The 5,827-nt window shown below is 64.3% G+C and carries 7 protein-coding genes and 1 riboswitch; all 7 genes read left to right on the top strand.

Going from position 1 to position 5,827, the window contains the following annotated elements:
• Positions 1–459: DNA translocase FtsK (locus QZV93_RS17470; RefSeq protein WP_295559993.1), on the top strand; the 459-nt coding region annotated here is incomplete at its 5' end.
• 376 nt (positions 460–835) lie between these two features.
• Entirely contained in the window at positions 836–1,657 is an 822-nt protein-coding gene (locus QZV93_RS17465) for an outer-membrane lipoprotein carrier protein LolA (RefSeq protein ID WP_295559991.1), read from the top strand.
• Positions 1,658–2,166: 509 nt separating this feature from the next.
• Complete coding sequence (locus tag QZV93_RS17460) at positions 2,167–2,499, top strand: hypothetical protein (protein WP_295559989.1); 333 nt, start codon at positions 2,167–2,169, stop codon at positions 2,497–2,499.
• A 36-nt stretch (positions 2,500–2,535) separates the two neighbouring features.
• Positions 2,536–2,874 carry a YARHG domain-containing protein gene (locus QZV93_RS17455; protein ID WP_295559988.1) on the top strand — a complete coding sequence of 113 codons (339 nt, stop codon included), beginning with the start codon at positions 2,536–2,538 and terminating at the stop codon, positions 2,872–2,874.
• Positions 2,875–3,061: 187 nt separating this feature from the next.
• On the top strand, positions 3,062–3,331 hold the full coding sequence (locus QZV93_RS17450) for a hypothetical protein (RefSeq protein ID WP_295559987.1): 270 nt from the start codon (positions 3,062–3,064) through the stop codon (positions 3,329–3,331).
• A gap of 140 nt (positions 3,332–3,471) precedes the next feature.
• A riboswitch (TPP riboswitch) is annotated at positions 3,472–3,583 on the top strand.
• Positions 3,575–3,964, top strand: coding sequence for a hypothetical protein (locus tag QZV93_RS17445; protein ID WP_295559985.1), 390 nt, complete (start codon positions 3,575–3,577; stop codon positions 3,962–3,964). Its footprint overlaps the riboswitch before it by 9 nt.
• Positions 3,965–4,006: 42 nt before the next feature.
• Positions 4,007–5,827, top strand: a 1,821-nt coding sequence (thiC, locus tag QZV93_RS17440; protein WP_295559983.1) for a phosphomethylpyrimidine synthase ThiC, incomplete at its 3' end; no start/stop codon positions are given.

Raw genomic sequence — 5,827 nt, 5'->3', positions numbered from 1 at the left:
AAGATCGACAGCCGCACCATCCTGAACGAGCAGGGTGCCGAGCAGCTGCTGGGCCAGGGCGACATGCTCTATACGTCCGGTGCAGGCCAGCTGCTGCGCGTGCATGGACCGTTCGTTTCCGACGAGGAGGTCGAGGCGGTCGCCAACTACCTGAAGACGCAGGGCGAGCCGCGCTATGTGGCGAGCATCCTCGCTGCGCAGGAAGGCGCGAGCCCATCCCAAGGCCCTCAGGCCGGCAGCAGCGAGGAAGGCGAAAGCCTCTACGAGCGCGCCGTTGCGATCGTCATGCGCGACCGCAAGGCCTCCACGAGCTACATCCAGCGCCGCCTCTCGATCGGCTACAATCGCGCCGCCGATCTGATCGAGCGCATGGAGCACGAAGGCCTCATCAGCGCCCCGAACCACACCGGCCGCCGCGAGATCCTCGCCGGCGAGGGCTCCGGCCGTTCCGTCGCCTGACTGTCACCGTCGAATACTGACGTATCCCCTCCGCGGAGCATGGCCCCGCATCGGCAAGTCCTTGCCGGCTAACGCCCCGATCGAATTTCGCGATGCAAATCACGTGCGTAGAGGCAATGCCGAGCCGGAGCCGCGGCGGCAAGGCCTCGCCCCCGCGCGAGGCCGGCGAACAGCGGGGAAAGACGCGGGCGAGCACTGGACGGCCTCTTGACCACCCCCTATCAATCCCTCGCGGAAACGGGTCCCTGATCTCCGATCCACGCGCGATCGGGGAGAAGGGCTCGCGGCCGGAACATTGCCCATTTGTGGACGCATTGTCCGGTCAGACAGCAGGAGCGCCTCCAGGGCAGGGGGCGGGGGCTCAATGAGACGGAACATGAAAATATCGGATCTGGCCGCTGCGGCTGGCCTTGCGCTTGCGATGTTCGCCGCCCCAGCCCATGGCGGCGGTGCTGCCTCGCCCGCTGGCGACCAGCCTGCCGCAACCGCCGTGCCGGCGCCGGTGCCGGCAACGCGTCCCGGCGCCGAGACACCGCAAGCTCCCGCCGCCCAACAGCAGCCTCCGGCCGCCGCAGCCGCTTCGGACGGACAGAACGCGTCGGGATGGAACGCCGAGGTCGCGACCCCCGGCGGTGGTCTGGTGTTGAATGACGCTCAAACGGTGCTGGTCAAGAAGGTCAACGACTACTTCAACGCGCTCGGCGATCTCAAGGGTGACTTCGTCCAGACGACGGTCGCTGACAACAAGCGCATGAAGGGCAAGTTCATGGTCAAGCGGCCCGGCCGCTTCCGTTTCGACTACTCGCGGCCTTCGAAGCAGATCATCATCTCCGACGGCGAGTATCTCGCCATTCAGGACCTTGACCTCAACAACGAGGATCGCGTCGCGCTCGACCAGACTCCGTTCCGGCTGCTGTTGCGCAAGGACGTGGACCTGATCCGCGATGCCAAGATCGTCGAGGTCCAGGAAAGCGACGACCAGATCATCGTCGCCATGCGCGACAAGAGCCCCGACGCTCCCGGCAAGATCAAGCTGTTCATGACCAAAGGCCCCGAGCTTACGCTCAAGGAATGGCTCACGACCGACGCCCAGGGCATCGACACCCGCGTCGAGGTCTCGGAGCTGAACACGACCGAGAAGCTGGACGCCAGCCTGTTCAAGATCCAGGCGGTCACTTTGAATAAATTCCATCCCTGATCGCCGATTTTCGGCCGGGCTGGGAGAAATACTCGAGTTTGAGATCGTTGCCGAGGAAATTGGCAGACGGCTGAAGCGTATAAAACATAGGCATTTTTTGCCTTTCCGGACCCCCGAATCACCGACACCTGGGGATTCAGGGGAAAAGTAAGTCACGTTTTCGTGATCGGCGCCGCTTCCCCCTATTGAAAGCTAGCGTGTTGCGCTTATGTCATGGTTACACAGGCGATGCCATATACATCGGTAGCTCCCCCCGTCTAACCGAGGCAATCGTCTGGAACGCCGGCTTCCCTCCCGGCGTTGCGCGCGAGAGCGCTACAACGCCCAGCCCCGCCCCCCGGGGTTGGGCGTTTCTCTTTCGGGAATTAATCCTCGCCGTGTCGACCCGCTTCCGTCAGATGAACGGCACCTGACGCGCCCATTCAGAGCCGGTTCAAAGCGCCGCGGCTATCCCTGTCGCCATCACGAGCCGGCCCCCGCCGGACGAAGATGGAAACAGGAGAACGACGATGTATCGCACCATCCCCCTCGCCCTGATGCTCGCGATCGCCGTCCCGGCGATCGCATCGGCGAACACGATCGATGATCGCCAGGACCGCCAGGCCGAGCGGATCGAGCGCGGCCGCAACAACGGATCGATCACCTGGACCGAAGGCATCAAGCTCCGCGCCCAGCAGAACCGCATCGCGCGCACCGAGGCTGCCCTGAAGGCGGACGGTTCTCTTTCCAAAAGCGACCGCGCCAAGCTGACCGAGATGCAGAACGACGCGTCGGCATCGATCCGCAGCGAATCGCATGACGGCTGGCACCGCCTCTGGGGCCTCCCCCGCGTCGGCAAGTAATCGCGCCAGCACAGCAACCATCATCAGGCCAACGCCATGCCCCGCCCCCTGGCTCCGCTGTTGCTCGTGGCCGCCGCCACGTTCGCCGTCCCCGCGACGGCGAACGCCGGCTGCCATCTGATCGACTGCGTCGAGAACGTCTACGTCACGAAACAGGAGATCGAGCACAAAAGCTGCGAAGATCTCTGGATCCTGCGCAACTCGATCTGGAACGACGCCGGCTATTGCTTCCGCACGCCGCGCGCGATCAAAGCCTTCGGCACCCACAACTGCCGCTATGCCGATCAGTCGGCTGTGCCGCTCAATGACTACCAGCGTGAGAACGCCGCCACCATCATCGAGGTCGAGATGGCTCACGCCTGCACGCGAAGCTGACAACGCATCTCTTCACGCCCGCATCTTCCCGCTGGCCGATCGCAAGATCGGCCTTTTTTTTTGCGGCACCCCGCGAGCGGAAGTGAACGCCAGCTGTCGAACGCATTCAGAGTGAGTTCAAGCGCGGTAGCCGACTATGGCCTCGAGGTCCGGAACAACGACCGTGCGGACCAAAGGGAGACGTCACATGAACACCTCGCTGATCACCAAGCTGACGATCGCCGCCGCCGCGACGATGATCACGCTTTCGCCTGCGCTCGCCGACTATCGCGGCAACTCCTACAAAAAGGAAACCTACGGCTCGAGCTACGGCTACAAGGACAAGAGGCACTATTACGGCGACCGGTTCGACGGACCGCCGCGCTGGCGTTACGCCCACCGCCACCACTGGAAGCCGCGCTTCTACGGCTGGCGCTACGCCTATCGGCCTTACCACCGCGATCACCGCGACTGGTAAGCCACTCCACACGTTGATCCGAGGGCCGGTCACTCGACCGGCCCTTCTTTTTTTGACGATAACCTGCCCGTTGGGGCGACCGACGAAAGTACACCGCCCTCCAACGGCCTTGCATACAGCCGCCAACGGCGCCAAGCTCCCCTCGTTCCAAGGGGCGCCGGAAAGGACCGGCTGAGATCGTGGTGACACCCACGAGTACCCTTCGAACCTGATCCGGCTCATACCGGCGAAGGGATGGACACGATGACAAACGCAGAGCTGATCGCCAGCTTGGCTGGCCCGCTGTTCATAGCGATCGCCGCCGCACTGCTGATCAACAGGAAATCGGTCGGCGGTCTGGTCACCGGCGTGTTGAACCGCCCGGAGTTCATTTTCTTCTCCGGTATTCTGACGCTGCTCGCGGGCCTCGCCATCGTCCGCACTCACAACATCTGGTCCGGCGAATGGACGCTTCTCGTCACCGCCCTCGGCTGGGCGTGCGTGATCGCCGGCACCATGCGCATCATCTGGCCGGAGTATGTGACCGAGGTCCGCAGCGCTGCATTGAAGAACGAGAACACCGTGACGGTTTGGGCCCTCGTGGTCCTGCTGCTCGGCGCATTTCTGACCGCCAAAGGCTACGCGCTCGTCTAGAGACGCATCCGCCCCTCAACCCCATTCGAATTGGAGCATGCCATGAACAAGCCGACACGAGCGTCGGAAGTAAAGGCGGTACAAGTGACGACGGGGCCGCTTGCCGGCTCGCGAAGGATCTATGTCTCTCCTGATGCCGCACCCGATCTGCGCATCCCGCTGCGCGAGATCGCGCTCTCGCCCACCAGCGGAGAATCCCCGGTCCGCGTCTACGATCCCTCCGGCCCCTACACGGAGTCCGACGCGGCGATCGACGTCAACCAGGGTCTGCCGCGCCATCGCGAGGCCTGGGTGCTGGAACGCGCCGGCGTCGAGCGCTACGAGGGGCGCTCGGTCAAGCCCGAGGACAACGGCTCCGTCACAGGGCGCCACGCCGCCCGCGAATTTCCGATCGTACACCAGCCGTTGCGCGGCAACGATGGTGCCCCCCTCACGCAGCTGGAGCACGCGCGCGCCGGCCATGTCACGAAAGAGATGATCTACGTCGCCCACCGCGAGAACCTCGGGCGCACCGCCGCCCTCGCGCGCGCCAAGGCGGCACTCGCCGACGGCGACAGTTTCGGCGCCGCGATACCCGAGCACATCACGCCCGAGTTCGTGCGCGACGAGATAGCCCGCGGCCGCGCCATCATCCCGGCCAACATCAATCACGCCGAGTTGGAGCCGATGATCATCGGCCGCAACTTCCTGGTGAAGATCAACGCCAATATCGGCAACTCCGCCGTCACCTCCTCGGTCGAGGAGGAGATCGACAAGATGGTATGGGCCATCCGCTGGGGAGCCGACACGGTGATGGATCTCTCCACCGGCCGCAACATCCACACCACGCGCGAGTGGATCATCAGGAACAGCCCCGTCCCCATCGGCACCGTGCCGATCTATCAGGCCCTGGAGAAGGTCGGCGGCGATCCCGTCAAGCTCTCGTGGGAGGTCTACCGCGACACCCTCGTCGAGCAGTGTGAGCAGGGCGTCGACTATTTCACCATCCACGCCGGCGTTCGCCTGCGTTACGTGCCGCTGACCGCCAGCCGCGTCACCGGCATCGTCTCGCGCGGCGGCTCGATCATGGCCAAGTGGTGCCTCGCCCATCACAAGGAGAGCTTCCTCTACGAGCGCTTCGACGAGATCTGCGACCTCATGCGAGCTTACGACGTCTCCTTCTCGCTCGGTGACGGCCTTCGCCCCGGCTCCATTGCCGACGCCAATGACCGCGCGCAATTTGCCGAGCTTGAGACGCTCGGCGAGCTGACCCAGATCGCCTGGGCAAAGGGCTGCCAGGTGATGATCGAAGGCCCAGGCCACGTGCCCATGCACAAGATCAAGGTCAACATGGAAAAGCAGCTCCGCGAATGCGGGGAAGCCCCGTTCTACACCCTGGGGCCGCTCACCACCGACATCGCCCCCGGCTACGATCACATCACGAGCGCCATCGGCGCCGCCCAGATCGGCTGGTACGGCACCGCTATGCTCTGTTACGTGACGCCGAAGGAGCATTTGGGTCTTCCCAACCGCGACGACGTGAAGACGGGCGTCATCACCTACAAGATCGCGGCCCACGCAGCGGACCTCGCCAAGGGCCACCCTGCAGCGCAACTCCGCGACGACGCCCTCTCGCGGGCACGCTTCGAGTTCCGCTGGGAGGACCAGTTCAACCTCTCGCTCGACCCCGACACGGCCCGCAGCTTCCACGACGAGACGCTTCCCAAGGAAGCCCACAAGGTCGCTCACTTCTGCTCCATGTGCGGACCCAAGTTCTGCTCCATGGAGATCACACGCGAGGTCCGCGACTACGCCGCCCGCCTCAACGAAGCATCCGTCGAGCTGGCCGAGGAGACGACGCAAATCGACCCTCATTCGGAACCG

It is taken from the genome of uncultured Hyphomicrobium sp., assembly GCF_902826555.1.
GTDB lineage: Bacteria > Pseudomonadota > Alphaproteobacteria > Rhizobiales > Hyphomicrobiaceae > Hyphomicrobium_C.
Note: the sequence above shows the minus strand (reverse complement) of the source record. Positions and strands in the feature narration are given on the sequence as shown.